This window comes from Candidatus Pelagibacter sp. HIMB1483 (genome assembly GCF_052048135.1).
Classification (GTDB): Bacteria; Pseudomonadota; Alphaproteobacteria; order Pelagibacterales; family Pelagibacteraceae; genus Pelagibacter.
The window spans coordinates 904,758-931,700 of the sequence record NZ_JBNAIM010000002.1; the positions used below are offsets into that span (position 1 = coordinate 904,758).

Annotated in this window: 35 protein-coding genes; 7 read left to right on the top strand and 28 right to left on the bottom strand. The window is 30.1% G+C overall.

What is annotated here, in order from left to right:
• Window positions 1–5: 5 nt before the first annotated feature.
• From ACTTAV_RS05565 to ACTTAV_RS05575, 3 genes are read right to left on the bottom strand one after another with little or no spacing between them, the layout of a single operon-like run.
• Window positions 6–1,331: an MATE family efflux transporter gene (locus ACTTAV_RS05565; protein WP_440670779.1), complete on the bottom strand. Its 1,326-nt coding sequence runs from the start codon at window positions 1,329–1,331 to the stop codon at window positions 6–8.
• A 29-nt stretch (window positions 1,332–1,360) separates the two neighbouring features.
• On the bottom strand, window positions 1,361–1,807 hold the full coding sequence (locus ACTTAV_RS05570) for a DUF4396 domain-containing protein (protein WP_440670780.1): 447 nt from the start codon (window positions 1,805–1,807) through the stop codon (window positions 1,361–1,363).
• Between the two features lie 4 nt (window positions 1,808–1,811).
• Window positions 1,812–2,315: a cupredoxin domain-containing protein gene (locus ACTTAV_RS05575; RefSeq protein WP_440670781.1), complete on the bottom strand. Its 504-nt coding sequence runs from the start codon at window positions 2,313–2,315 to the stop codon at window positions 1,812–1,814.
• A gap of 73 nt (window positions 2,316–2,388) precedes the next feature.
• Here ACTTAV_RS05575 and ACTTAV_RS05580 point away from each other — a divergent pair, with 73 nt between their 5' ends.
• A complete protein-coding gene (locus ACTTAV_RS05580) occupies window positions 2,389–3,069 on the top strand; it encodes an MBL fold metallo-hydrolase (protein WP_440670783.1) in 681 nt (226 codons plus the stop codon).
• Window positions 3,070–3,071: 2 nt separating this feature from the next.
• Here ACTTAV_RS05580 and ACTTAV_RS05585 read toward each other — a convergent pair whose 3' ends face one another.
• The 7 genes from ACTTAV_RS05585 to folE form a co-directional block, all read right to left on the bottom strand.
• On the bottom strand, window positions 3,072–3,440 hold the full coding sequence (locus ACTTAV_RS05585; RefSeq protein WP_440670785.1) for a TlpA family protein disulfide reductase: 369 nt from the start codon (window positions 3,438–3,440) through the stop codon (window positions 3,072–3,074).
• Window positions 3,441–3,447: 7 nt separating this feature from the next.
• On the bottom strand, window positions 3,448–3,762 hold the full coding sequence (locus tag ACTTAV_RS05590; protein WP_440670787.1) for an AzlD domain-containing protein: 315 nt from the start codon (window positions 3,760–3,762) through the stop codon (window positions 3,448–3,450).
• The gene (locus ACTTAV_RS05595) at window positions 3,762–4,448 is read right to left on the bottom strand and encodes an AzlC family ABC transporter permease (protein ID WP_440670789.1); all 687 of its coding nucleotides are present in this window, start codon (window positions 4,446–4,448) and stop codon (window positions 3,762–3,764) included. The genes ACTTAV_RS05590 and ACTTAV_RS05595 overlap by 1 nt, the downstream gene beginning before the upstream one ends.
• A 43-nt stretch (window positions 4,449–4,491) precedes the next feature.
• Window positions 4,492–5,136: an FTR1 family iron permease gene (locus ACTTAV_RS05600; RefSeq protein WP_440670791.1), complete on the bottom strand. Its 645-nt coding sequence runs from the start codon at window positions 5,134–5,136 to the stop codon at window positions 4,492–4,494.
• 83 nt (window positions 5,137–5,219) lie between these two features.
• Window positions 5,220–6,110, bottom strand: coding sequence for a LysR family transcriptional regulator (locus tag ACTTAV_RS05605; RefSeq protein WP_440670792.1), 891 nt, complete (start codon window positions 6,108–6,110; stop codon window positions 5,220–5,222).
• Window positions 6,110–7,111 (bottom strand): MDR family oxidoreductase, encoded by a 1,002-nt coding sequence (locus ACTTAV_RS05610; RefSeq protein WP_440670794.1) that lies wholly within the window; start codon window positions 7,109–7,111, stop codon window positions 6,110–6,112. The genes ACTTAV_RS05605 and ACTTAV_RS05610 overlap by 1 nt, the downstream gene beginning before the upstream one ends.
• A gap of 3 nt (window positions 7,112–7,114) precedes the next feature.
• Window positions 7,115–7,729 carry a GTP cyclohydrolase I FolE gene (gene folE / locus ACTTAV_RS05615; RefSeq protein WP_440670796.1) on the bottom strand — a complete coding sequence of 205 codons (615 nt, stop codon included), beginning with the start codon at window positions 7,727–7,729 and terminating at the stop codon, window positions 7,115–7,117.
• A 76-nt stretch (window positions 7,730–7,805) separates the two neighbouring features.
• Here folE and hisI point away from each other — a divergent pair, with 76 nt between their 5' ends.
• From hisI to ACTTAV_RS05630, 3 genes are read left to right on the top strand one after another with little or no spacing between them, the layout of a single operon-like run.
• A complete protein-coding gene (gene hisI / locus ACTTAV_RS05620) occupies window positions 7,806–8,273 on the top strand; it encodes a phosphoribosyl-AMP cyclohydrolase (RefSeq protein WP_440670798.1) in 468 nt (155 codons plus the stop codon).
• A gap of 6 nt (window positions 8,274–8,279) precedes the next feature.
• The gene (locus tag ACTTAV_RS05625; protein WP_440670800.1) at window positions 8,280–8,888 is read left to right on the top strand and encodes a putative 2OG-Fe(II) oxygenase; all 609 of its coding nucleotides are present in this window, start codon (window positions 8,280–8,282) and stop codon (window positions 8,886–8,888) included.
• Window positions 8,881–9,255: a DUF2237 family protein gene (locus tag ACTTAV_RS05630; RefSeq protein ID WP_440670802.1), complete on the top strand. Its 375-nt coding sequence runs from the start codon at window positions 8,881–8,883 to the stop codon at window positions 9,253–9,255. Before ACTTAV_RS05625 ends, ACTTAV_RS05630 begins: the two co-directional genes overlap by 8 nt.
• Here the strand turns inward: ACTTAV_RS05630 and ACTTAV_RS05635 are convergent, their stop codons facing one another.
• Genes ACTTAV_RS05635 through ACTTAV_RS05660 form a run of 6 tightly spaced genes read right to left on the bottom strand, consistent with a single transcriptional unit; the run spans window position 9,256 to window position 16,108 of the window.
• Window positions 9,256–10,875, bottom strand: a complete 1,620-nt coding sequence (locus tag ACTTAV_RS05635) for an electron transfer flavoprotein-ubiquinone oxidoreductase (RefSeq protein ID WP_440670804.1) — start codon at window positions 10,873–10,875, stop codon at window positions 9,256–9,258.
• Between the two features lie 23 nt (window positions 10,876–10,898).
• Window positions 10,899–11,852, bottom strand: a complete 954-nt coding sequence (locus ACTTAV_RS05640; protein WP_440670805.1) for an electron transfer flavoprotein subunit alpha/FixB family protein — start codon at window positions 11,850–11,852, stop codon at window positions 10,899–10,901.
• A gap of 3 nt (window positions 11,853–11,855) precedes the next feature.
• Window positions 11,856–12,605, bottom strand: coding sequence for an electron transfer flavoprotein subunit beta/FixA family protein (locus tag ACTTAV_RS05645; protein ID WP_440670806.1), 750 nt, complete (start codon window positions 12,603–12,605; stop codon window positions 11,856–11,858).
• Window positions 12,605–15,037, bottom strand: a complete 2,433-nt coding sequence (locus ACTTAV_RS05650) for a GcvT family protein (RefSeq protein ID WP_440670807.1) — start codon at window positions 15,035–15,037, stop codon at window positions 12,605–12,607. The genes ACTTAV_RS05645 and ACTTAV_RS05650 overlap by 1 nt, the downstream gene beginning before the upstream one ends.
• Window positions 15,038–15,093: 56 nt before the next feature.
• Window positions 15,094–15,570, bottom strand: a complete 477-nt coding sequence (locus ACTTAV_RS05655) for a hypothetical protein (protein ID WP_440670808.1) — start codon at window positions 15,568–15,570, stop codon at window positions 15,094–15,096.
• Window positions 15,539–16,108, bottom strand: a complete 570-nt coding sequence (locus tag ACTTAV_RS05660; RefSeq protein WP_440670809.1) for an NAD(P)H-dependent oxidoreductase — start codon at window positions 16,106–16,108, stop codon at window positions 15,539–15,541. Before ACTTAV_RS05660 ends, ACTTAV_RS05655 begins: the two co-directional genes overlap by 32 nt.
• 62 nt (window positions 16,109–16,170) lie before the next feature.
• Here ACTTAV_RS05660 and ACTTAV_RS05665 point away from each other — a divergent pair, with 62 nt between their 5' ends.
• Complete coding sequence (locus ACTTAV_RS05665; RefSeq protein WP_440670810.1) at window positions 16,171–16,371, top strand: hypothetical protein; 201 nt, start codon at window positions 16,171–16,173, stop codon at window positions 16,369–16,371.
• On the opposite strand, the gene ACTTAV_RS05670 is transcribed toward ACTTAV_RS05665, so the two are convergent.
• The 8 genes from ACTTAV_RS05670 to ACTTAV_RS05705 form a co-directional block, all read right to left on the bottom strand.
• On the bottom strand, window positions 16,329–16,751 hold the full coding sequence (locus ACTTAV_RS05670; protein ID WP_440670812.1) for a DUF6691 family protein: 423 nt from the start codon (window positions 16,749–16,751) through the stop codon (window positions 16,329–16,331). The two genes, ACTTAV_RS05665 and ACTTAV_RS05670, sit on opposite strands and share 43 nt — an antisense overlap.
• On the bottom strand, window positions 16,748–17,167 hold the full coding sequence (locus tag ACTTAV_RS05675; protein WP_440670813.1) for a YeeE/YedE family protein: 420 nt from the start codon (window positions 17,165–17,167) through the stop codon (window positions 16,748–16,750). Before ACTTAV_RS05675 ends, ACTTAV_RS05670 begins: the two co-directional genes overlap by 4 nt.
• Window positions 17,168–17,602, bottom strand: a complete 435-nt coding sequence (locus ACTTAV_RS05680) for a CoA-binding protein (protein ID WP_440670814.1) — start codon at window positions 17,600–17,602, stop codon at window positions 17,168–17,170.
• Entirely contained in the window at window positions 17,602–17,784 is a 183-nt protein-coding gene (locus ACTTAV_RS05685; RefSeq protein WP_440670815.1) for a hypothetical protein, read from the bottom strand. The genes ACTTAV_RS05680 and ACTTAV_RS05685 overlap by 1 nt, the downstream gene beginning before the upstream one ends.
• Window positions 17,784–18,557, bottom strand: coding sequence for an enoyl-CoA hydratase (locus ACTTAV_RS05690; protein ID WP_440670816.1), 774 nt, complete (start codon window positions 18,555–18,557; stop codon window positions 17,784–17,786). The genes ACTTAV_RS05685 and ACTTAV_RS05690 overlap by 1 nt, the downstream gene beginning before the upstream one ends.
• Window positions 18,558–18,914 carry a GFA family protein gene (locus ACTTAV_RS05695; RefSeq protein ID WP_440670817.1) on the bottom strand — a complete coding sequence of 119 codons (357 nt, stop codon included), beginning with the start codon at window positions 18,912–18,914 and terminating at the stop codon, window positions 18,558–18,560.
• An 8-nt stretch (window positions 18,915–18,922) separates the two neighbouring features.
• Window positions 18,923–19,297 (bottom strand): cytidyltransferase, encoded by a 375-nt coding sequence (locus ACTTAV_RS05700; RefSeq protein WP_440670818.1) that lies wholly within the window; start codon window positions 19,295–19,297, stop codon window positions 18,923–18,925.
• Window positions 19,298–19,358: 61 nt separating this feature from the next.
• On the bottom strand, window positions 19,359–20,552 hold the full coding sequence (locus tag ACTTAV_RS05705) for an aromatic ring-hydroxylating oxygenase subunit alpha (RefSeq protein ID WP_440671033.1): 1,194 nt from the start codon (window positions 20,550–20,552) through the stop codon (window positions 19,359–19,361).
• Window positions 20,553–20,651: 99 nt separating this feature from the next.
• On the opposite strand from ACTTAV_RS05705, the gene ACTTAV_RS05710 reads away from it, so the two are divergent.
• Window positions 20,652–21,380 carry a methylenetetrahydrofolate reductase gene (locus tag ACTTAV_RS05710; protein WP_440670820.1) on the top strand — a complete coding sequence of 243 codons (729 nt, stop codon included), beginning with the start codon at window positions 20,652–20,654 and terminating at the stop codon, window positions 21,378–21,380.
• The gene (locus ACTTAV_RS05715; RefSeq protein ID WP_440670821.1) at window positions 21,373–22,731 is read left to right on the top strand and encodes an aminomethyl transferase family protein; all 1,359 of its coding nucleotides are present in this window, start codon (window positions 21,373–21,375) and stop codon (window positions 22,729–22,731) included. Before ACTTAV_RS05710 ends, ACTTAV_RS05715 begins: the two co-directional genes overlap by 8 nt.
• A gap of 718 nt (window positions 22,732–23,449) precedes the next feature.
• Here ACTTAV_RS05715 and ACTTAV_RS05720 read toward each other — a convergent pair.
• Genes ACTTAV_RS05720 through ACTTAV_RS05735 form a run of 4 tightly spaced genes read right to left on the bottom strand, consistent with a single transcriptional unit; the run spans window position 23,450 to window position 26,848 of the window.
• Complete coding sequence (locus ACTTAV_RS05720; RefSeq protein WP_440670822.1) at window positions 23,450–23,611, bottom strand: hypothetical protein; 162 nt, start codon at window positions 23,609–23,611, stop codon at window positions 23,450–23,452.
• Window positions 23,604–24,215, bottom strand: coding sequence for a DUF3726 domain-containing protein (locus ACTTAV_RS05725; RefSeq protein WP_440670824.1), 612 nt, complete (start codon window positions 24,213–24,215; stop codon window positions 23,604–23,606). The genes ACTTAV_RS05720 and ACTTAV_RS05725 overlap by 8 nt, the downstream gene beginning before the upstream one ends.
• Window positions 24,216–24,221: 6 nt before the next feature.
• Window positions 24,222–25,880 carry a hypothetical protein gene (locus ACTTAV_RS05730; protein WP_440670825.1) on the bottom strand — a complete coding sequence of 553 codons (1,659 nt, stop codon included), beginning with the start codon at window positions 25,878–25,880 and terminating at the stop codon, window positions 24,222–24,224.
• A gap of 2 nt (window positions 25,881–25,882) precedes the next feature.
• On the bottom strand, window positions 25,883–26,848 hold the full coding sequence (locus tag ACTTAV_RS05735) for a membrane dipeptidase (RefSeq protein WP_440670827.1): 966 nt from the start codon (window positions 26,846–26,848) through the stop codon (window positions 25,883–25,885).
• Window positions 26,849–26,943 lie beyond the last annotated feature (95 nt).

The following is a 26,943-nucleotide window of genomic DNA, read 5'->3' on the forward strand; positions in this document are numbered from 1 at the left end:
ATTATTTAAGTGTTAATTTTAGAGTCAAATCTTTGATAAATTTTATCTAAATAGTAGAATAATGATAATCCTCTTAATATCATAAACAAACAAAGTGAAATCCAAACGCCTGTATTAAATAAATATTTTGTTAAAGTTATTGAAATTAATAAATAACAAAATACTGAAAAAATCATAGCATTTCTCAACTCTTTTGTTTGAGAACATCCAATAAAAATACCATCAAATTGATAACAGAAAGATGCAATAAAGGGCAATAAGATTAACCAAATTACATAAGATGAACTTAACTTTCTGATATTTTCAATATCTGACATAAGATTAATTACATTTTCATTAATAAAAAAATAGATAATTGAAATTAAAAGACCTGTTAACGAACTTAACAAAAAAGAATTTTTAATAATTGTTTTAAAAAGCTTTAAATCTTTTTTTCCAAGGGAATACCCAACCATTCCTTCAGTGGAAAATGCATAAGCATCTAATATAAATGCTGATAAGAAAACTAAATTTATTAAAATAGCATTAGCTGCAACATAATCTTCTCCTATTTGAGTTCCTAAATAAGTAAACCATAAAAAAGAAAATGTTAATAAAATGGTTCTAATAAAGATATCAAAATTTATATTAAAAATATCTTTCATTTTTTTTAAATTAAAAAGGTTTATTAAATTGATCTTAATAGCAGTAAATTTGTTTAGATAATTAAAAGTATAAATCAAAAATATTAGAGATGTAATTAATGCAGAAAACAAAGTGCCATATGCAACTCCTTTAATATTTAAATCAAATTTTGTAACTAAAAGAATACTTAAAAATATATTTAAAATAGAAAAACAACCCACTACTAAGCTAGAAATTTTAGTTTTTTGTAAACCAACAAATAAACCTGTGATAATATACAAAGTTAACTCACCAGGTGCTGAGTAAATTCTTATTTTAAAATACTGAATATAAAATTCTTTAGTTAACTCGGATAAATTAAAAATTTTTAAGCTTAAATTAAGAATAAATATTTGAGATATAAAAATTAGGATTGAAACTATCAGTACAAACAATAAATTTCTTAAAACTATATTCAAAATTTCTGGATAACTATTCCGCCCCAAAGCTTGAGAAACCATACCCACAGTTCCCATTCTTAAAAAACCAAAACTCCAAAATAGCATAGAGAATAAATTTGCCGCAATTGATGTTGCTGTTAAATAAGAAAGATTTCCAAGATTTCCCATTAGAGCTGTATCAATAATACCAACTAATGGAATTGCTAAATTTGCAAAGAAAATAGGAATAGATAGTTTTAGGATATAAGATATTGAAGATTGTTGCATGTAATCAATTTAATGAAAATTTTTTTTGACTAATGGCACGTAACGCCAAATTTTTTAAGTCTCCAATAATTGTAAGGCCAAGGAGTTAAAAAACCAACTAAAAGCATGATTGGAATTACCCACCAGGTTAATATAGCACCACCAGTTAAAAGATAATCTGTCAAATTCATTGTAACTTCCATACTTATCATAGAGATAAAACTCATACCCATGGCTGTTTTAAAAGCTTTTAAGAAATCTAAATCTTGCCTCATCAAAATAACTGTTTCTAAAATAATACTAGTAATTAAACCATTAATAATAGCTAGTGTCATAATTCCTAAAACTGGGAATGGAACTTTAGTTAATTGAAAAAATAAAATTGTTCCAAAATCACCGATAGCACAGCCAAGTAAACACCAGGCAGTATTTTTAGCACTTCTTTTCCAAGTATGTTTGCACGACCAATTAAAATTGGTAGCAGCGGTATTTTCCATTTGATTATTTTATATTAACTTTGGCTATCATTCCAGCTTGATAATGACCAGGAACATTGCAAGCAACTTCTATGTTAACTGCATTATCAAATTTCCAAATGATATCTCCTTTTTGTTTTGGTTCTAACAAAACACTATTGCTGTGTGAATGACCCATAGACTTATCCATCTTTGCCATTTTCTTCATTTTATCTTTATCAATTGAGTCAGCAAAAAGAATTTCATTTTCAACCATTTTTTCCATTTCAGGCTGATGTTTCATATGCATCATTTTGTTCGCTATATTAAACTCATGAACAAGCTCACCTGCATTTTCAACTTCAAATTTTATAGTCTCACCCGCATTTATTTGAAATGAGCTAGGTTCATAATAATTATCATACATGACAACTTTTATTACACGAGATACGTCATTGGCATTTCCTTTAGAACCAATTTTCATGTTCTTATCTGCAAAAGCAAATGAATTTAGAATTAGTAGAAAAAATACAATTTTAATGAATTTCATATTGGAAAAATAATTAATATTTATTTAAATTTTATAAATGGGTCAAATTGTACTTATGTGTTAATATAAAAATATGATTTTTAAACAATTATTCGATACAAAGTCCTCTACATACACTTATTTGATCTCATCTGGCAATGGAAGAGAGGCCTTAATTATTGATCCAGTTCTGGAAAATGTTAACGAATACATAAACATTCTTAAAGAATTAAATTTAAAATTAGTAAAAGTAATTGATACCCACATTCATGCCGACCATGTAACTGGAGCCTCTAAACTTAAAGATATTACAAAATGCTCAACAATAATGGGTGATCATACTCCAGCAGAGTCAGTGGAAATTAAAGTTAAAGATGACGAATATATTAATTTAGATAATATTAAGATTAGAGCAATGTACACGCCAGGACATACTTCTGATAGCTATAGTTTTCTAATGGATAATTATCTTTTTTCTGGTGATACATTGTTAATTAATGGGACTGGTAGAACAGATTTTCAAAATGGTAATGCTAAAGATGCTTATAATTCAATATTTAATAAACTTTTGAAATTACCCGATGAAACACTTTTATATCCCGCTCATGATTACAAAGGTGAAAAAGTAAGTACTATTGGAAAAGAGAAAAAACAAAATCCACGATTACAAATAAGTAGTGTCGATGAGTATATCGATATAATGAATAATTTAGATATAAAAAAACCTGCTGAACTTGATTTTAATGTTTCAAGAAATATTAATTTGGGAGCTTAATTTTAAATTGAAGACTGAATAGCTTTATAAATCAGATCTTTAGTTGTCTCACCAATACTTCTATAAACTAACTTTTTGTCCTTAAAAATTAAAAGTGTGGTTTGATACTGCACATCAAATAATTCTGCTATTTCTTTATTTGTAACATCGAAGGCAAAATATTCTATATTATCAAAATCATTTTTAGCTTTATCTAAAACTTTCATTTGACTAGCACAAGATGTACAATACTTAATCCAAGAACTAACTATTACAACTTTACCCTCTGCTTGCGCTTTATCAAATAATTCTTTTTTGAAAGTTGTTTCTTTTGCTATTGCACCACTATTGAAAACAAATAAACAAAAAATAAATATAAAAATTTTTTTCATATAACTCTTATATAACAAATATTATAAACCAATAAGAAGCTAATCCAGAAAATATTGTCGCAATTATACTTCTTGAAAAAATTCCAATTATTGTTGCAATTATTGCTGCAATAATCTTTGGATTATCCTCTAATATGAATGAACCAGAGTTATCAAAAAAAATAGCTGGAAATATTATTGCTGGAAATATAGCTGAAGGAACATAAGATAAAACTTCTCTAATTCTATCATTGAACATTTCTTTTTTAATTAATGCTATCATTGAAAATCTTGTAAGATAAGTAATCAATCCACAATAAATTATTAATGCCCAATTACTCATTATTTTTTTATAATCTTTGTTAATATTATCGCTGAAATTAAACCTGTTAGAGCTGCAATTATTATATAAGCTTTGAATGGTATATAATTATATCCTAACGTGGATACAAAACCTGAAATAATTATTACAATTACATTAATAAACTTTCTAAAATCATTAACTAATAATGCTAAAAAAGTTAATGGAACTGCAAAACTCAGACCTAATTTTTCTGGTATTGCTGCACCCAATACAATTCCTAAAAATGTAGTTGATTGCCAAATTATCCAACAAGTTGCACCAGCACCAAATAAATGAAAATATCTATTTTTATTTTCATTTCTCTTCAAATATTCATTTGATATTGCAAATGCTTGATCAATTAAGAAATAAGAAATTATGATTTTCCAAATTAATTTTAAATCTGATAAATGTTCAGAGACAACAGCTCCATAAAGAAGATGTCTTGAGTTAACTGCCCCAACTGAACTTATAATGACTAAGGATGAAGCACCACCAGAAAATAATTGTAAAAGAACAATTTGAGAGGCTCCTCCAAAAACTATTAAAGACATGCCCATTGTTTCTAATGGAGTGAAGCCAATATCAATCGCCAAAACACCAAAGATTAGACCAAATGGCACCACTGGAATCATTAAAGGACTTACATCAATTATGCCTTGAGAGAAAATTTTAAATTTTGACATCAAAAGATGTATATACTTATTTAATATTTCGAGATAGAAAAATTTAGACTTTTAAGGCTTCAATACCTTCACTAAACTCATGAACACCTTCATAAGCAAAGTAGACTGCAAGTAATGCTAAAAGAACACTTGATGCTCTAAAGAATATACCAATCGGAATAACTTTTGTAATTTTATTTAATCCAAAATAAACAGCAACTAATGCTATTGCACCTACAAAAGCTCCTGTAAAAACTGGAACAGTATTGTAAATTCCAGAACCGATTAATGCACCATAGAATAAAACTACTTCGAAACCTTCTCTTAAAATTGCTAAAAATACTGTAAAACCTAAAACAAATGAATTACCTGTTGCAATAGCTTTGTCGACTTTTCCTTCAACATGTTGTTTTGCATTATGACAAAAGAATGCAACATAAGCTAACATACCTGATGCAATTATCATAACCCCACCTTCGAATAACTCTTCATGAGCTGAAGTTAATCCAACTATTTTTTTGAAACCTAGTGCAATAAACAATGACGCAACTATTCCAGCGATTATTCCCCAAACTACTGCTGGTCTTTTGTCTCTTGCTTGAACTTTATCTAAGTACATAAATACTAATATTGCTATTAGCATTGCCTCAAATCCTTCTCTTAAAAGGATAAATAGTGAGCTTAAAAATGGTGTTAGAGTTGTTTCCATGCGGAGCTTATAATGATTTTAATATACATTGTCAATGAGAATGATTATCAATATCAAAAAAAAAACGTTAATTTTGACGCATTTTAAGACTTCCAGTCGCCTATTTTGCTGAATAGGAAATTTCTAAAAGCTTGAACTCTAGCTGTATTTTTAAGTGATTGAGGATAAACAAAGTGAGCTTCTGTAATAGGTCCTTCAGATTTTGGTAAAACTTTTATTACATTTGAAGAATTGCTCACTAAATACTCAGGTAATGCTGCTAAGCCTACTCCAGATTCTACAGCTAACAATAGGCCCATAACACTATTTACTTTCATTATTGGCTTTCGCTTTTTACCATCGTGCATTCCTAATTTTAATGCCCAATCTGGATTGTAAACTGGTGAGGGAGCACCTTTTCCAAAAGAAATAAATCTATGCTTATTTAAATCACCTATAGTTTTAGGCATACCAAATTTTTCTAAGTATTTATTTGATCCATATATATAATATTTCAAATCTATAAGTTTTTTTTGAATATAATTAAGTTGTTTTGGCCTTCTCATAAAAATGCCGATATCAGCTTGCCTTGTACTTAAATCCAACTCTTTATCCTCAAAAATTAGCTCAATTTCTACCTCAGGATTTAGCCGCATAAATTCTTCAATTCTTGGTGTCAGCCAGTGTGTTCCGAAGCTTCTAACTGTTGTAATCGTTAGTTTTCCAGTTGGTTTATTTTTTTGATCACCTAAAGACGTTTCAACTTCTTTTAATTTACTAATTACTTCATGAGCAGTTTTAAATACATACTCTCCATTTTCAGTAAGAGTTAATCCTCTTGCATGTCTTTCAAATAATTGAACTTTTAAATCTTGTTCAAGGGACTGTATTTGCCTACTAATTGCAGATTGACTAAGATTTAAATTAACCGTTGCATTGGTAAAACTTCCTGCTTCAGCAACTGCATGAAATATCTTTAATTTATCCCAATCCATTATTTATTTAAATCAACTAAAACTCTTCCTGCAATTTCTCCTTTTAATATTTTAGGATAAGTTTCAACTAACTCCTCTAAACTTACTGTTTGTATTGATTTTTCTAATAAACTAAAATCAACTAAATTTGCTGCTTCACCCCAAATAAATTCTCTTCTTTTAATGCTACAATTAGCAGAGTCCATTCCCCAAAGTTTAATCCCTCTAAGCATAAAAGGTATTACGTTTGTATTTAATTCATTGGTATTTGCATTTCCACATACCGCAATAATTCCATTAGGATTTGTTTGTACAATTGCATTAGCTAATATTTTTCCACCAACAGTATCTACAACTCCATCCCACAAACCTTTATCAATCAATCTTGGATCTTTGTCAAATTCACTACGATTGATAACATTTTTTGCACCTAATGATTTTAAATAATCAGCTTTAGAATCTTTTCCAGTAACTGCTGTCACATTATAACCCATTTTATTCAATATAATCACAGCAACACTTCCAACACCTCCTGTTGCACCAGTTACCAAAACATCTTTTACTTTTTCACCTAATAATATTTCTTCTCTAGCTTTAATTGCAAATGCACTCATCAAAGAAGTGAAGCCAGCTGTTCCTAAAATCATAGCTTGCTTACTTGTTAAGTTTTTTGGTCTCTTTACTAAAAAATCTCCATTTACTTTTGCAATTTGTGAATATCCTCCATAAAAAATTTCACCTACTCTAAAACCAGTTAGAATGACATTGTCACCTTCTTTAAATTTTGAATTTTCACTTTCTATTACAGTCCCTGAAAAATCTATTCCTGGTATATGTGGAAATTCTTTTACTAACCTTCCACCATTTTTTAAAATCATTCCATCTTTAAAATTTAAATCAGAATAATCAACTTTAACGGTTACATCACCGTGCTTTAAAAAACTTTTATCTATTGATTTAACTTCTCTTGTAAAATCTTCACCTTGTTGATTTAAAACTAATGCTTTAAATTGATCAGACACTTTTTATTCTTTTGCTATGCTGATAAATCTTAAATATCTATTTTGATATGAAAGATCCTCTTTAAATTGACCTAAATAATAATTTGTGACTGTTGTAGCTTGTTCTTTTTTAATTCCTCTCATAGTCATACACTGATGGGTAGAGTCTATTGTGACCGCAACACCTTTTGCATCTAAAGACTCCATTAGTGTATTCGCAATTTGCATAGTTAATCTTTCCTGTGTTTGTAGTCTTTTTGAAAAAACTTCAACAACTCTTGCCAATTTACTTAATCCGACAACTCTTTCTTTAGGTATATAAGCCACATGAGCTTTACCAATAATTGGAGCCATATGGTGTTCGCAGTGACTATGGATAGATATATTTTTTTGAACAACCATATCATCGTAACCTTCAACATCACCAAAAGTTTTATCTAAAACTTGTGTTGGATCTTCTTTATATCCTTTAAAATATTCCTTAAATGCTTTGACTACTCTTTTTGGAGTTTCCAACAACCCTTCTCTATTTGGATCCTCACCCATCCAAGTTAAAATTGTCTTGAAAGCCTCTTCAGCTTCTTTATCAGAAACTTTTTTTAAATCTTGATTATTGTCTGTATCTTTAACTAATTTCATTGTGGGTTTTATACATATAATTGCGCAATTTTAAAATATTTAATATATCCAGATATGTGCTACATAATCACCGTATATGTTCAAAAAAAGAGAAAATGTAGTCGAAATTGAAGAGGGAAATCTTCTTTCACCAAAATTTGATAATGATGGGTTGATACCTGTTGTTACAATGTGTTCTAAAACAAAAGACATTTTAATGCATGGATATATGAATGTTGAAGCATTGAAAAAAACCATTGAAACGAAAGAAGCTCATTATTTTAGCAGATCAAGAAATGCTATTTGGCACAAAGGTAAAACAAGTGGTTTTGTACAAAAAGTAACTGAAGTTAGAATTGATGATGATCAAGATTCTATTTGGTTAACCGTAGATATAGGCGATGGTGCGAGTTGTCATGTGGGCTATAGATCTTGTTTTTATAGATCAGTGCCATTAGGTCCAATTGATGATGGGAGAAAAATTGAGATGAAATTCTTAGAAAAAGAAAAAAAATTTGATCCAGAAGAAGTTTATAAAGGACAACCAAATCCTACAAAAATTTAGATTTTTATGAAAATCCAAAGTCCTTTCGGTCCAAAGTTAGCAGTTATTAAGATACCAAAAAAAATAATATCTGAAATAAATAATGAAGTAGATAATATTTTAAAAGACAAATTTAAAACAAAAAAAAGTGACTATTCAAAAAAATTAGTGGGTGAAGTAAAACAAGAATTACAATTATCAAAAAATTTTATAAACAAACATCTAATAAAATTTTTAAAAAAAAATGTAAAAAGTTTTATTAAGAAAACTTCACAAAAAAATATTAATGACATTAAACTAAAAAATTTTTGGGTAGTTAGACAATTTAAAAATGAATATAACCCAATTCATTATCATTCTGGAAGTATATCTGGTGTAGGTTATTTAAAGATGCCAAAAAATTTTATAAAAAGTAAAAAAAAATCAAAAACTAATGGAACAATAGATTTTATTCACGGTTCTAGATCATTTTTAAATAAAAGTATCTTTAATCATAAACCAAAAGTAGGTGACATGATAATTTTTCCAAATTATTTAATGCATACTGCTTATCCATTTAATGTAGACGGTGAAAGAAGGTCTTTTTCATTTAACATAGACATAGATAAAAAAACATTAGAAAAAATAAATGGATAAAATTCAAAAAAACGTTTTAGGAGAAAACCTAGAAAATTGTTCTAATGATCCACTTACTGGGTGGTATAGAGATGGTTGTTGTAACACTGATGAAAATGATCATGGTGTACATACAGTTTGTGCAAAAGTGACTACAGAATTTTTAGAATGGTGCAAAGAAGCAGGAAATGATTTAATCACACCTCACCCAGAATATGGTTTTCCAGGGTTAAAAGATGGTGATGGTTGGTGTGTTTGTGCAAGTTGGTATGCTAGAGCAGTCGAGGCAGGTAAAGGCTGCCCCATATATTTAAAAAGTACTCACGAAAATACACTTAAGATATTACCAATAGAAACACTTAAGAAATTTGCAATAGATTTATCTTAATTACATATTTCCATATTTTGGACCGCCACCACCTTCTGGTGTAACCCAAGTAATATTTTGAGAAGGTTCTTTAATATCACAAGTTTTACAATGGATACAATTTTGAGAATTAATGACAAACTTATTCAAACCATTTTCTTGTTGAACTTCATAAACACCAGCTGGACAATATCTTTGGGCAGGTTCATCAAATTTTTCTAAAGTATAATTGATTGGTAAAGATGGATCTTTTAATTTTAAATGAACAGGTTGATTATCTGCATGATTAGTACCTGTTAAATAAACAGAGCTTGTTTTGTCAAAAGTAATTACGTTATCAGGTTTTGGATATTCTATTTTAGGCATTTCACTAGCTAATTTTAACGTTTCATGATCCGCATGTTTGTGCTTTAAAGTAAATGGCAGTTTGCCTCTAAATAATATTTGATCAATTCCAGTAAATATTATCCCTAAAATTAAGCCCCAACTAAAGCTAGGTTTTACATTTCTTGCTTTGAATAATTCCTCATAAAGCCAGCTTTTTTTAAATTTTTCCTCATATATAGATAAGTTCTTTTCATTATTTATATTCTCGACAATTGTCTCAGCAGCTAAAATTCCACTCTTCATAGCCGTATGTGATCCTTTAATCTTTGGCATATTTAAAGTTCCTGCATCACAACCAATTAATAAAGCACCAGGCATATACATCTTGGGTAAACTTTGAAAACCACCTTCTATTAAAGCTCTAGCACCGTAGGATATTCTTTTTCCACCTTCGATTATTTTTTTAATTGATGGATGGGTTTTAAATCTTTGAAATTCATCAAACGGTGACAGATGAGGATTCTTATAATCCAAACCTATAACATATCCTAGAAAGACTTGTTTGTTTTCAGCATGATACATAAAACTACCACCATAAGTATTTTTATCTAATGGCCAACCAGCTGTATGCATTACCAAACCTTTCTCATGATTTTTTTCATCGACCTCCCAAATTTCTTTAAAACCTATTCCATATTGTTGAGGATCTTTATCTTTGTCTAATTCAAATTTCTTAATTAGTTGTTTTCCTAAATGGCCTCTGCATCCTTCTGCAAAAACTGTAACTTTTCCTAAAAGTTCCATTCCAGGTTCAAAACTATCTTTTTTGTTTCCATCTTTATCAATTCCCATATCTTGCGTAGCAACACCTTTAACGGATCCATCTTCATTATATAAAATTTCACTTGCGGGAAATCCTGGGAATATTTCCACACCTAAAGATTCAGCTTGTTCAGCAAGCCACCTACACAAGTTAGCTAAGCTAATAATATAATTTTTATGATTTTGTTGTACAGATGGAAGCAACCAAGTTGGCCAACTTATAGATTTGTTTTTTCCTAAGAATAAAAATTTTTCTTTCGTTACTTTTGTTTTAATTGGTGAGTTTAATTCTTTCCAATTAGGTATAAGTTCATCTAAAGCTCTTGTTTCAAAAACGTTACCACTTAAGATATGTGCACCTATCTCAGAAGCTTTTTCTAACAAGCAAACATTTAAATTAGAGTCTAGTTGCTTCAATTTTATTGCCGTAGATAAACCTGATGGACCTCCACCAACAATTACAACATCATATTCCATTGTCTCTCTAGACATATTCTAATTTTTTACAGATTCTGTTATTTTTGTATAGTGTTTAATTTGTTCAATTCTTCTAAGAATTGTGGAAGAGCCTCAAAAAGATCAGCTTCAAGACCATAATCTGCAACACTAAATATAGGGGCCTCTCCATCTTTGTTAATTGCAACAATTATTTTACTTTCTTTCATTCCAGCAAGATGTTGAATGGCTCCAGATATTCCAACTGCAATATATAAATCGGGAACCACGACCTTACCTGTTTGACCAACCTGATGATCGTTACTTATGTATCCTGCGTCAACTGCAGCTCTAGATGCGCCTATTGCAGCATTTAATTTATCAGCAATCGAAGTAATCAATTTAAAATTATCTCCACTTTGCATTCCTCTACCTCCAGAAATTACAACTCTTGCGGTACCCAGTTCAGGTCTATCTGATTTAATTTCCTCTCTTTTAATAAATTTTGTTTGATTAAACTCTTCTCCTGCATCTGCTTTTTCAATTGGTGCAGAACCACCAGAACTTTCACATGGGTCAAAAGAAGTAGGTCTAATAGTTACGCATTTTTTCGGATCCTTACTTTTAACTGTTGCAAAAGCATTACCCGCATAAATTGGTCTTAAAAAAGTGTCAGGAGAAACGACTTTTGTAATGTCACTTATTTGTGAAGTATCCAAAGCTGCTGCAATTCTTGGCATTAAGTTTTTTCCAAATGTATTTGCTGAACAAATAATATGTGAATAATCATTAGCTAATTTAACTACAACTGGAGCAAAATTTTCAGCAATAAAGTTTTCATAATGAGCAGCCTCAACTTGAATAACTTTTTTAACTAATGGTAGTTCTGACAAGGCTTTTGCTGCATCTCCACAACTTTGGCCAATAATAAGAGCATGAACGTCCGCATCAATTAGTGAAGCTGCCGTTACAGCATTAAGTGTAAAAGGTCGTAGTTCTTTATTATTATGCTCTGCTATTAATAATACCGACATTTTTTATATTACCTTTGCTTCATTTTTTAATTTTTGAACTAATTCAGCTACACTAGAAACCTTTATTCCTGCTTTTCTTTTTGGTGGTTCCTCAACTTTAATTTGTTCTATTCTTGGAGATGTATCTACTCCTAAATCTGACGCATTTATTTGTTCAATAGGTTTCTTTTTGGCTTTCATAATATTTGGTAATGAAGCATATCTTGGTTCATTCAATCTTAAATCACAAGTAACAATTGCTGGAACATTTATCTCAATTGTCTCTAAACCTTCATCTATTTCTCTAGTGACTTCTAATTTCTTATCTTTAACTTCAATCTTTGATGCAAAAGTTGCTTGAGGCCAATTAAGTAAAGCACTTAACATTTGACCCGTTTGATTGCAGTCATCATCGATTGCTTGTTTGCCCATAAAAACTAAATCTGGTTTTTCTTTTTCTACAATTTTTTGTAAAAGTTTTGAAACAGCTAAAGGTTCTAATATACCATCAGCTTTAACAAGAATTCCTCTGTCAGCTCCAACGGCTAGAGCTTTACGAACTGTTTCCTGAGCTTTTTCTTCACCAACACTTACAGCAACTACCTCTGTGGCTTTACCTGCCTCTTTAATCTTAACTGCTTCCTCAATTGCATTATCATCTGGTGGATTGGTTGACATTTTAACATTATCCGTGACCACACCTGTGTTATCCTCTTTAACTCTAACTTGCACGTTATAATCAATTACTCTTTTTACAGCGACTAAAATCTTCATTAAGCTCTCAATAATTTATTTTCTGCATCATAAGGACTTTCATCCAAAATAGTTGCATCATGTATTTTACCTAAAATATCAACCTGAAGTTTTTCTCCAACATTTGCTAAATCAGGTTTTACCATGGCAAGTGCAATTGATTTATCCAATCTAAAACCATATTCGCCTCCAGTTGCCCTTCCCACTACTTTATTATCTTTATAAATTGGATTATTGCCTAAAACGTCAGCATCAGTTGTATTATGAACTTCTAATGTAACTAACTTATTATCAAAACCTTTTTCTCTCCATTTGTTTAAAGCTTCTAATCCTATAAAGTTACCCTTATTCGGATGAATAAACCTATCAAGACCAGACTCGTAAGGAGAATACTCAATAGATAATTCTGTTCCAACAAGTTTGTAAGATTTTTCAACTCTTAAACTATTCATAGCTCTAATTCCAAACGGCTTTAGGCCTAAATCTTTTCCAGCTTCCATTAATTTATCAAAAATATGATTTTGATATTCAATTGGATGATGTAATTCCCACCCAAGTTCACCAACGAAATTTACTCTCATTGCATTTACTGGTGCATATCCAACATTAACATTTTTAGCAGTTAACCATTTAAAATTTTCATTTGAAAAATCATCTGTTGATACTTTTTGCATCAATTCTCTTGCTTTTGGTCCTGCAACAACAAGTACCCCAGTACTATTTGTAAGATCTTCAAATATAACTGATCCATCTGTTGGCATCCATTTTTGTATCCAATCATGGTCTAATCTTAAGTTGGCTCCAGCAGATACAAGATAATAGCTATTTTCTGCTTCTTTCATGATGGTAAATTCAGAATGAACTCCACCTTTTGTATTAAGAGCATGACATAAATTAATTCTACCAATTTTTTTAGGAAGCTTGTTTGCAACTAAATAATCTAAAAATTCCTCGGCTTTTGGTCCTTTAATTCTACATTTTGCAAATGCTGTCATATCTAAAAGGCCAACATTTTTTTTAACATTTTCACATTCTTTTTTAATTGCATCAAACCACTTTGACCTTCTAAATGACCAATCATCCTTTTGCTCCATGCCATCAGTTGCAAAAAAGTTCGGTCTTTCCCATCCAAATTTCTGACCAAATACAGCACCAAGTGCTTTCATTCTTTCATAACAAGGTGCAGTTCTAAGAGGTCTAGCTGCTGGTCTTTCTTCATCGGGATAATGAACTATAAAAACATGACTATAAGCTTCTTCATTTTTTGCTTTCAAATATGATTTAGTTGCATAATTTCCATAACGTCTAGGTTCAACACCTAACATATCTATTGTTGGTTCTCCATCTACAATCCATTCTGCTAATTGCCAACCTGCTCCACCTGCAGCAGTAATCCCAAAGCTATGACCTTCATTAATCCAAAAATTTTTTAATCCCCAAGCAGGACCAACGATTGGATTCCCATCTGGTGTGTAACAAATTGCTCCATTATAAACTTTCTTAACACCTACTTCACCAAAAGCAGGAACTCGATGTATTGCGCCTTCAATGTGTGGAGCGAGTCTATCTAAATCTTCTTGAAATAATTCATACTCGGAGTCTTTTGATGGACCCTCAACATAACAAGCTGGAGCTCCATCTTCATAAGGACCTAAAATCAATCCACCAGCTTCTTCTCTCATGTACCATCTGCTATCACTATCTCTCAACACTCCCATCTCAGGAAGACCTTCTTTTTTTCTTTTTTGAATTTCAGGATGTGGTTCTGTCACAATATATTGATGTTCAACAGGTATAACTGGAATATCTAAGCCAACCATTTCTCCAGTTTGTCTTGCAAAGTTACCTGAACAAGAAATTACATGTTCACATTCTATAGAGCCTTTATCGGTTTCAACAATCCATCCATCTTTTGTTTGTTTCATTGCAAGCACAGTTGTATTTCTGTAAATCTCAGCTCCCATATTTCTTGCACCTGTTGCAAGTGCTTGAGTTAAATCAGCTGGCTGAATATATCCATCTTCAGGATGTTGAATTGCTCCAACTAAATCATCTGTATGACATAGCGGCCAAATTTCTTTCACTTGTTGTGGAGTTAAAAATTTTACATCAACCCCAATAGTTTTAGCCACACCTGCATATTGATGATACTCATCCATTCTATCTTTTGTACTGGCTAAACGAATATTTGATACAACACTGAAGCCAACATTTTTTCCAGTTTCTTCCTCTAATTTTTTATATAGGTTGACTGCATATTTATGAAGTTGTCCAACAGAATAACTCATATTAAAAAGTGGTAACAATCCCGCAGCATGCCAAGTAGAACCTGAGGTTAATTCTTTTCTCTCAACTAAAACAACTTCTGACCAGCCTTTTTTTGCTAAATGATAAAGTGCGCTTACACCTACTACCCCACCACCAACAACTACTACTTTTGCTTTAGATTTCATTAGCAGATTCCTACTAAATTTTTATTCATAACGAAACAAAATTGTCATGTGGATAATCAAATTGAACTACCTAAAGGTATCGGACTAGAGACCATTGTAGTTAACCAACAGTCCTTTAAAGGCCCGTCCATAGTATATTTTTCAACTTGCCAATTGAACTTATGATAAATTTTATTTTGATCTAAAATTATTACCTCAAATTGAGCCCATTTGTCACTACTTCCAACCTCAGTAATTGTATGACTAACATGATTGATTAACATTTGGTAAGACCTACCTTTTATCATTTGTTTAAAGTTAGGGAGAGGACCTGTGTTTTTTTTATTCTCAGGGTGTGCAAAATTCCAAGTTTGTTCGATACCACTATCTTTAAAAAAGTTATCATTTTTCATCAATCCTGTAAGTTGTATCTCAATTACTTCCTTAGGTTTTATTGAACTCTTTGGAGTTATTAAATCAGCTTTTAAAACAACAGTGCTTAGGAAATAAAATAAAATAATATTAAACGTTAAGAGCAGTTTTTTTAACGTCATCAAGAAATTGTTTTCTCTTTTCCTCACTTACAAATGGTACAGCAAAATATCTTCTGTAATTAATATTATAAATGCCGCACATATGAAAAACACCTCTTTTTAATCGTCTTATCGGTAAATTTAAAAAAAAAGTTGTAATGGCTAATCTTGGAGAACCATAAGTGCAAAAAATAATTGCTTTTTTGTCTCTAAGGTTTCCAATTGGATATCCATAATTGCCCCACAACTGTTTAAATCTAAATGCCCAAGGTGGCGCTAGGACTTTGTCTATCCAACCTTCAACAATTGCTGGCATTCTAAAATTCCAAATTGGTGCGATTAAAACAATAGTATCACAAGCATCTATTCTTTTTCTATGATCTAAAACAATATTATCTGGTTCTTCACCTGCAAAAACTGGATTAAATTTTTCTTTATATAAATCAACAGCATCTACTGAATGTCCTTTTTCTTTAGCTGATTTAATGAAAGTTTCCTTTATTGCTGCATTAAAAGATTTATCATCATAGTGACCATATATGAGAAATATTTTTTTCATTAAAATTGAATAATACTAAAATGTCACATTTAAAACATTAAAATTATTTATAAATACCCAATATGATTAATTACTCTGTCATTGAAGGTACTCACAAAAATCCAAATGAAATAAATACCCTTGATGAAAAAACAAAAAAAGAATACGGACCTTTTGCAGACAAAAAAGAAGCGGAGTCTTTAGCTAAATCTCTTATACAAAAAAATATTGATGATTTTTATCATCGAGCTTGGGTAATAGAGTCAAATAGTTTTACTAAATAAAAACCAATAAACATTGAAATTACAAAAGACATTGAGTAAAAGTTCAATAAAGCTAATGACGAAATAGCTGGCCCTGGACACAATCCAGCAAGCCCCCAACCTGCACCAAACAAAATTGATCCTAAAATTAATCTTTGATCAATATTTTTATTATAAGAATAATCAAATTTTTCTTCTAACAATGGTTTTTCTTTTTTTTTTATAATATGAAACGTAGGTAAAGAAACTATTAAAGCTCCTGCCATTACAAAGGCCAAAGATGGATCCCAATTTCCAAATATATCTAAAAAACCTAAAACTTTTTGAGGATTGATCATTTCTGAAATAACTAATCCAATTCCAAAAATTATACCTGATAGTAATGATATCAATTTATTCATAAATAATTTTTGATTAAAACTGTTATAACTCCAACAATCATAAATGTTATTGTTGCTATTATTGATCTCAAAGAAAATCTACTAATACCACTTATGCCATGGCCACTAGTGCATCCGCCGCTAATTCGTGTACCAAATCCAACCAACAAACCTGCAACTATCAATAAAATAAATGAGTTAGAAATGTTTATATCAATTTCTTTATTGAAAAAAAATTTGTAAAAAATAGGTCCAATTATTAGTCCAACTAAAAATAAAAAATTATCTAATTTTTTTTCCTCTCTATTAATGAAATTACTAGCTATACCACTTATTCCTATCAATCTTCCATTAAACAAAAAAAATATCAGAACAGCAAAACCAATAATTAATCCACCTGTTAATGCTGAGATTGGAGTAAAATTAACAATATTCATTTAATCACTCAAAACTGGAAAAGCTTGTCTCATCTTTAAAAAGTGAGTTTGATATTCCATTTTAGTACATTTATTTTCAATATATTCTATTTTGTTTAACTCTACCAACTTTCTTGCTTCTTCATTTCTAATACCTAATTGTAGCCATAAAACTTTAGCACCAATTTTAACAGCATCTTCAGCTATCGAGGGTACCTCTTTTGATGGTCTAAACACATCAACAATATCAACTTGATCTTTGATATCAGTAATTTTTTCAAAAACTTCCTCACCCAAAATTTTTTTTCCTTTGGCTTTTGGGTTTACAGGATAAACCTTAAATCCATATTTCTGCATATATTTCATTACGATAGTTGATGCTTTTTTAGGATCATTACTTACACCAACCATTGCAATTTTTTTATATTTAGAAAGAATTTCTTTAATATCATTCATTATTTATTTTTAATTTGATCTTCACAAAACTTTTTTGCTTCTTCTATTGTCATAGGTTGATCTAGCTTTTGGCTACCTGCAATACATGCATCGATAGCTCTTTTTTGATTATGATCTCTAAAATTATAAATTACAAATAAACCAATAATTATAAAAACTATAATTATAATGTTTTTAATCATTATTTATTTTTCCATTTTGGTTTTCTTTTTTCCAAGAAAGCTGAAATTCCTTCTTTAGCATCCATAGCCATCATATTAATTGTCATCATTTTACTTGTATAAGCATAAGCTTTTTTTAATGGCATTTCTAACTGCTTGTAAAAAGCTTGTTTACCAATTTTTATTGTAAGATTAGATTTTGATGAAATCTTTTTAGCAATTTTTAAAACTTCACTATTTAATTTTGATTTAGAGTAATAATCATTTATCAAACCAATTTCTTTTGCATAATTTGCTTTAATTGGTTCACCTGTTAACAACATTTTCATCATAGGTTTTCTATTCACTTTACGACTAACTGCTACCATTGGTGTACTGCAAAATAATCCAATATTTACACCTGGAGTGGCAAACAAAGCTTCTTTTGTACTGTAGGCTAAATCGCAACTTGCAACTAATTGACATCCAGCAGCATATGCAGCACCATGAACTTTTGCTATAACAGGTTTTTTTCCTTCAACTATTTGGATCATTAATTTTGAGCATAGATTAAATAATTTTTGATATTTATTTCTAACTTTAAGATTTTTTACTTCTTTAAGATTATGACCAGCGCTAAAACCTTTGCCTGATCCCTCTAAAATAATTACTTTTGTATTTTTATCTTTATCAAGTTTTTTAAAAACTTGAATTAAATCAGTCAAATTTTTAAAAGATAAAGCATTATATGTTTTAGGTTCGTTTATTATAACAGTTGATATCCCACCTGATAATTTTTTAATTTTAATATTCATTTATAGTTTTATTCCATCATAAATAGGAATGTCTTTCAATTTGAATGAGTCTATAGAGTCAATGCAAGCTACATTAAACTCATAATTTTCTGGCTTTGTATAAGATTGGTGATGGGTATAAATTCCACAAATAGAACAAAAAAAATGTTCTGCATGTTGTTTTCTTCCAAATTTATACAAGCTTAACTTTTCCTTACCTTTTATAATTTTTAGATCTTTTAGTTTTACAGCAGCCATAATTGAACCTCGTCTTTTGCATAAAGAGCAATTACATCTTGTTAGCTCTTCTAGATCTTTTTTTAAATTAAGCTCAATCTCTACAGAATTACAATGACAAGAAAGTTGATAAATTGCCATTTAATAATCTATTTTAATTTACCCTCTTCACGCATCTTAGCTCGTATTTTAGTTGCAGAAATTTTTTGTATTTCCTCAGGTAGCACAATTTCTTCAATTTTATATCCAACACCTCTGCCATAACAAATATTAGTAATATTAGGAACTAACATGATTTTAAATCGTCCCTCAAATTCAGGATTTAATCGTTCCTCAATATTTTTTTTTACAGTTTCAAAATCAAAAGGATTATCATCTACTCCTTGAACATCTCTAATTTGTATACAAACTTGACCTGTCTTTTTAATTATTTCTTTAAACAAAGTATAATGACCATCATGAAACGGTTGCCATCTTCCTAACATTTGTGCTGTTGGTTTCTTGTTATCCCATTCGTAAGCCATTATTTTTCTCCTTTTGTATTAATATTATTTTGTTTTAACACCTTGTTTAGTGACATGAAAGTTAAATTAAACAGTTAGCTATCCATTTATGAAATTGATGAGTTGGTTGATCCATAACTGGAGAAAAATTTCCACCATTGTAAACTGGAGATTGTCTACCTTCTTGCATTCCTTCGATTGCTTTTACATCTTCCAACATTACATCATTCCAAAATCTTGAATTTTCTTTTCTTAATTCTTTTAGCTGTTCTCCATTAGCACTGTCGTTTCCAACATAATACATTTCCATATGTTCTTTAGTTTTATTCATTGAAATTGGCTCTAGCCAAAAGACATAAAAATGATCTATGTGAAGACCAATCATTACATTGGGAAATAAAGCTACATATTCAGAATTTTTTGAAATATTTTTTTCCCAATTTGGAAAATTATTAAATTTCATATTTCCTTTCATTGGTTGTTCGTATTTTTTACTTCCCTGTCCTGCAAACCTATTAGGTAAACCTTGAATGTGATAATGATCGTTTATGTTTGATACTTTATTTAATTCAGGATGAATTGTGGGTAAATGATAGCTTTCACAATAATTCTCTATTGCAAACTTCCAATTAGACTTTACTTCTAAACTAAAGTGTCCGTAATCATTGGAATATACAATTGATTTTTGATCATTTTTATTGATAAATTTAGACCATCTATCTTCAAGTGGCTTTATATATTGGTCAAAATCAATTTCATTTGAATTGATATTAACAAAAATAATATCCATCCATATTTTTGTTCTAACTTCTTTAAGGTTGCTTTTATTTTTGTCAAATTTTGTTGATTGGTGTTTATTTAAACCTCCAATATGAGGTGTGGCTATAAGTTTACCATTAAAATTGTAAGACCAAGAATGATATGGACATGTAATAACATTTTTAAGTTTACAAGGTTTTTCCAAAAGCTTGAAACCTCTATGACTGCAGACATTGTGAAAAACTCTAACCTTCATATCCTTATCTCTTATGATTATTAAAGGGATTCCAAGTAAATTGTATGGTTTAGCATCACCAACATTTGGAATTGAACTGCCAACACCAATTACTGTCCATTTACTGCAAAATACTCTTTCTCTCTCGAAGGCTAAATAATCTCTATTTGTATAACACTCATTTGGTAAGCCATTTGCTTTATCTATTGGCTTCTCTACATTTTTTAGTTTTTCTATATCCAGAATTTGTGAAAGAGCTAAATTTTTTTGATTTTGGTCCACAAAAAAAATTATCATGGGTATAGTTTTTGGCAACATATTTCGCCACACCCTTAGGTGAATTTCTTTGACAGCTTTTTCAAAAAAGATAATGATCAGAGAATGAAATTTTCTTTGGAAATAGGTCCACAAACAGATCTTGATACAATACCTCAAGTTAGTGATATTTACATTACCATGCTTCCAGGAGGAGACTACAAAGAGACAGCTCAACAGGCAGTTGAGTTAGTCAAAAAAGGTTTTAATCCAGTGCCCCATTTTCCAGCAAGATCAATGCAAGATGAGAAACAGCTAAAAGACTATGTTTCAAGATGTAAAGATGGAGGAGTAAAACAAGTTTTAGTGATTGGTGGAGGAAGAGAACCAATGGGAAAATTTGATAGCTCTTACCAACTTTTAGAGACTGGCTATTTTGAGAAGATGACAATAGGAATTGCTGGACACCCCGAGGGGAGTCCTGATATATCCGATTCAGATTTAGAAAAAGCTATGATAGACAAAAAGCCTTATGCTGATTACATCGTAACCCAATGGTTATTAGATCCTCAGCCTATAATAGATTTTATTTCTAAACAAAGCGTACCAGTGCATGTGGGAATTACTGGGCCTCTAAAAATATCAAGCTTGATTAAGTTTGCAAATATTGTGGGTGCAAAAAATTCCTTAAATTTTCTTAAATCTAATTTTAGTAAGGCGTTAGATTTATTAAAACCTAAAGACCCTAATGATCTAATTGGGAAAGTTAAATCGCATACAGATTTCTTCCACATTTATACATTCGGCGGCTTGAAGGAAACTAACAAGTGGTTGAAGGAGAATGGTTATGTCTAAAGAATTTGACTATACTAAACTAAAACATGTTACTTCTGTTGATCAATCAGACAGAGAAGTACCATACAATTTAAGACAAAGTGGGCCAACAAAAGTTGAAATGTTAATTTCAACAAGGGTAAGAAAATCACCTTATTGGCATTTATCAATGCAGGCAGGTTGTTGGAGAGCAACTGTTTATAACCGTATTTATCATCCAAGAGGATATGTAAAGCCAGAGGATGGTGGAGCAATGGTTGAATACGATGCAATTGTAAATCATGTTACAATGTGGAATGTTGCTGTTGAAAGACAAATAAGAGTTAAAGGTCCAGATGCAGAAAAATTTACAGATTATGTAATCACTAGAGATGCAACTAAAATTTCTCCAATGAGAGCAAGATATGTAATTTTATGTAATGCGTATGGTGGAGTATTAAATGATCCAATTCTTTTAAGAATTTCAAAAGATGAATTTTGGTTCTCTTTATCAGACTCTGATATAGGTATGTATCTTCAAGGTGTTAACGCTGATGGAAGATTCAATTGTACAATTGAAGAAATCGATGCTTGTCCAGTTCAAATTCAAGGACCTAAATCTAAAGCATTAATGAAAGATTTACTTGGAGATCAAGTCGATTTGGATAACATGCCTTTCTATGGTTTAGCTGAAGTTAAAGTTGGTGGAAGAAGTTGTGTAATTTCTCAATCTGGTTTCTCAGGTGAAGCTGGTTATGAAATATATTTAAGAAATGCAACTTTGTATGCCGATGACATGTGGAATGCTGTCCTTGAAGCAGGTAAAAAACATAATTTAATGGTTATTGCTCCTGCACACCATAGAAGAATTCAAGCTGGTATTCTTTCATGGGGACAAGACATGGATATGCAACATAATCCTTATCAATGTAACTTGGGTTATCAGGTTTCATTATCTGGTAAAGGTGAATGGAATAAAAAAGCTGACTATGTGGGTAAAGCTGCATTGGAAAAAATGGGCAAAGAAATTAAGGATGGCAAGAAACCTTACAAGCTTCAATTAGTTGGATTGGAGTTAGGTGGAAAACCTATTGATGATTATGCACCAGATTTTTGGTTAATATCAAATGAAGGTGGCGGGGATCCTGTTGGATTTGTAACCTCACCATGGTGGCATCCTGAAAAGAAAACTAATATTGCTATGGGATATGTGCCATATGATGGAACATTAAACCAAAATGGATTTCCAAAAGGAAAGGTGGGAACTAAATTTAAAGTTCATCTTCCAGAAAAATACTCGGACAAACCAGGAACACCTGTAGATGCTGTAGTTGTGGATATTCCATTCAAAGAATCTTTCAACGCAAATACGAGAGAAGTTGTAAAAGGTTAAAATAATTTACAAAGGGGGAGTTTTTAATCCTCCCCCTTTTTAAAATCCAAGATGACAAAAGGTTTTTTAATCGCAATTTGCATTATAATTACTATTGCTTTAATAATATTTCCATTAATCATTTCCTACAAAGAGGAAAAAAAAAATAAAAAATAATGTTTAACGAATTTTTAAGTATAATAATTAGATCCATTAGACTAGACAGAACACTTTATGGTAATAACAAAAACTTTGGTGAGGCTTCTATTTATTATGCCGTCTTGATTATTTTACTTGGCTCTATAATAAGTATAATTCCTAATAGTTCTTTCTTAAACTATATGAATTTAAACTTTAATTTAGGTTCAATAAAAGGACCTTCACTTAAAGCTGTTATTTTTTCTTCGTTCATTATGTGGGTAATAAAAGCCACTTACCTGTATTTTATTGGAGTGGTTTTGTTTAGAAATAAAAATACAAACTGTAATTTTAGAAAAATAATCATCTTAGTAGCTTTTGCTCAATCACCTCTTCTTCTAAACTTTTTAGTTTTTAATCAATCATTTTTATTTTTCATAATAATAAGTTATATCTGGTATAACGTTTCGTTAATAATAGGTTTGAATATTATTTTAAGTTATAATAATTATATAAAAACTACTCTAATATCTTTAGCGCCCCAGATTATATTCTTCATATATATTCTTTCACTATTTCAGAGTAGTAGTGGTTTTATCAGTTAAATTGGAAAAATAGTTTTAGAAACTCTACAGGATTTACAAATTTTAAAACCAGTTAAGATTAAATTTTGAGATACACTTTCATCTTTATTCTTACACTCGTCACAGATATCATCTAAATCTTGATCTTCCTTTTTTGTTATATCTTTATCTTCAATCATTATCTGTTAAACCTGCACCAGCGGCACCTTGTTTTAAACTATCTGTTTCCTCTACAAATGTCTCCTCTGAAAGTTTATAAAGATTTTTCCAATCTATTTCGGAAAAATTATCTTTATTTTCTAAAAATCTGATTTCAGTATTATTTGCTTTAACTGGAAATTCTTTTTGAAAGTTATTAGAGGAAATGCTTATATTGAAATTTAATAAAAATTTATTTTCCTCAAACTCAAAAAGTATTTTTTTTCCAATTATTTCTGAACATCTACTAAGAAAAGGTAAAAATAATATTGGATAAGCTATTCCTTCAAATGAACATTTTTCGAAACTTTCAATTTTTTTAATTTGATCAAGAAAACTTACTCCAAGCGTAATAGGGCAATATAATTTTTGGTCTGATTTATTTATTTGATTAATCAATTTGATATTTTGATAACTTTCTTTTTTTTTGCTTTGAAAATAATGATTTAAGTTTTTAATTCCTGGATAACCAAATAACTCCAATAATCTTACTGACTTTCCAACTTCTTCTGATATTCCCCATGAAAAACCTATAGCACGACTTGCTCTTTTAGATGTTGTTTCAATTTCACTTAAAGATTTCATAGTTTACTAGTTATTATTGTAAACCCACTGTTCATCAAAATTTTTTAATTCATTTGGCAATGGAGCTCCTTGAAACATACATATTCGAAGCCATTTATCAGATCTTGGATCAAATTTTAAAGCACCAAAAAAAGATAATTTCAATCTCAACATATCTATTGGAACAATTTTTTCACCAATAGTATTATCTTGTATTTCTGAGTATGGAAATTTTTCTATAATAAATGCTCTTCTCACAACATGTCTTAGATGAGAATTTTCAACTAAAAACCTGTCCATTTTTAAACTATTTTTTGATACAAGTAATTTTTTGTACAATTCTTTAATATCTCTTGCGATCGCAAGAGGCTGTTCTAAGTCAGATCCTTCTTCCTCAAATCTATCAGCTAGTCTAGGTTCTTCTTTATTCTTTGAAATAAACCAAAATTTTCTACGGTTTTCTATCTTTTCAAAATTAATAGATAAAATATTAGAATATTTTTTCTCTAAAATTAATCTTAACTCCTCTACTGTTCGCTCAGTTGGAATGTTAAAATATTTTTCCTCATCCGAACTCATTTCTTTTACAAGTGGACTAACAATTTCACCATAAGGTTCCATCATGATTGATACAATGTATTCAATACATTCCTCACAAGTTTCCTTTTCTAGCCAAAAATAAATTTGATTAAATGGATAGTCTTTTTCAAAATCAAATTCATTTTCAACAAAATTTAAAAACCTTTTTACGTCTTTTAATAAATCTTTTATCTTTTTTAATTGATATTCGCTTTCAGTATTCCAGCTAGTAATATTCTTAATTGATTTTCTGACGCAATCTTTAAATAGATTGCTATCTTTAGTCTCAACTTTTTTTATTTCTCTAATTTTCTTTAATGCTATCTCTCTACATAATATCCAATTATTTAATAGTGTGGGATGGTTAACAATAAATGGTGCCATACCTAATCCTGTTGAATTTCCTATTCCAAGTTTTTTACAAATTTTTGGATCTAACTTAACTGCAGACTTTGGATTTTTATTTTTTGCAACATGATTAACTTGATCAAAAGTAAATTGTCTCACCAGATAGACCAGCATCATCTCTAATCTAAATGGTCCATTAATTTCCTCTCTATTTTTGATTCTAAAACGATCAGCTAAACCAAATTTACCTGATCCATAAACTGCTGTTGTTCTATATAGGTAACCCACTTTCTCTAATAAATCTATATTTGGCTGAACACCATTACTCAAACTTTCAACAACATGATCAAATATTCTTACCGACTTATTTGCTCTCGACAAAGTTAGCTCCTTATAAGAAAGTCTTCCAACCTCTTGTTTTGGAACTTCATTTCTCAATCTTTCAATATCTTTTTTCAAAGGCACTCCATCATGTAAAGTAAATGCAGCATCCCATTTTGTTGCTATTACTCTATCTGATCTCTCATCATCATTAATTTTGTTTGCAAAACATACTAAAGAATAAACTCTATCTTTTTTTTTAAATGAATACACTGCAGTACCAAATCCATATTCATCTAAATCAAATAAGTCTCTTTTGTACTCCCAATTTTTAAATTCAAATAGAAAACTTCTTAAAAAAGATAATCTAGATTGGTGAAATGAACCTAGCCTTGAAAGTGTCATTATGGTATTTGGATCTCTCAATTCTACTTTCATATCTAAATTGTTTTATAGAAATTATACCAATTATTACCGAGTATCCCATTAGTTTCTGTTTCGGTAAAACCAATTTTTTTTAAACCTACTTCCAAGTTTTTAAAACCTCTAGCATCCTCAAACCAAATTGGTTGTTTGGGAAAACCAGGTTTATTTTTAGAACCTTCTCCATAATTTTTACTTTTTGACCAGGTGCCGTTTCTCATCCATTCAACTACTTCATCCGGTTGATTCAAACATAAATCAGAACCTATGCCTATGTTATTAACGTTCATTATTTCTGCTGTTCTAGCTACCATTTCACAAAAACTATCAATTGTGCAATTTGTATTGTCCTTAAGATGATGTGGATAAAGTGATAACCCCAAAATACCTCCACTGTCACCTAAAGTTTTAAGTAATTCAGATGATTTGTTTCTTTTTGCTGCATGCCAAAATGATGGGTTTGCATGAGTTATTGCAATAGGCTTTTCACTTATTTCTATCGCATCAAAGGTGCTTTTTTCTGCAGAATGAGACATGTCAACTACCACTCCAACTCTATTCATTTCTTTTATAACCTCACGACCAAAATTGGTTACTCCACTATCAATTTTTTCATAACAACCTGTAGCTAATAAAGATTGATTGTTGTATGTCAGTTGCATAAATCTACAGCCAAGCTCATGAATTTTTTCAACTAGATTGATATCATCTTCTATTGGTGAGCAATTTTGAAATCCAAAAAAAATTGCTGTCTTCTTTTCTTTGTTGGCTTTTTCAATGTCTTTAAAATTTTTGCCAAGAAAAATTAAATCTGAATTTTCTTTAAATAATTTTTCCCATCTTTGAATTTGACCTAGTAATTCATCAAAATCTTCGTGATATACAATTGTTACATGAACTGCGTCTAAACCAGCTTCTCTATTAATTTCAAAAACTTTCCTAGACCAATTGCAATACTGTAGGTTGTCAATTTTAAATTTCATTTTGGTAAATAATTCTAAATCATACCAAGATGGTTCTTAATTACTATTTATTTTATTGAAATTTTAATTTAATTTTGAAATAAGAACTGTGCTTA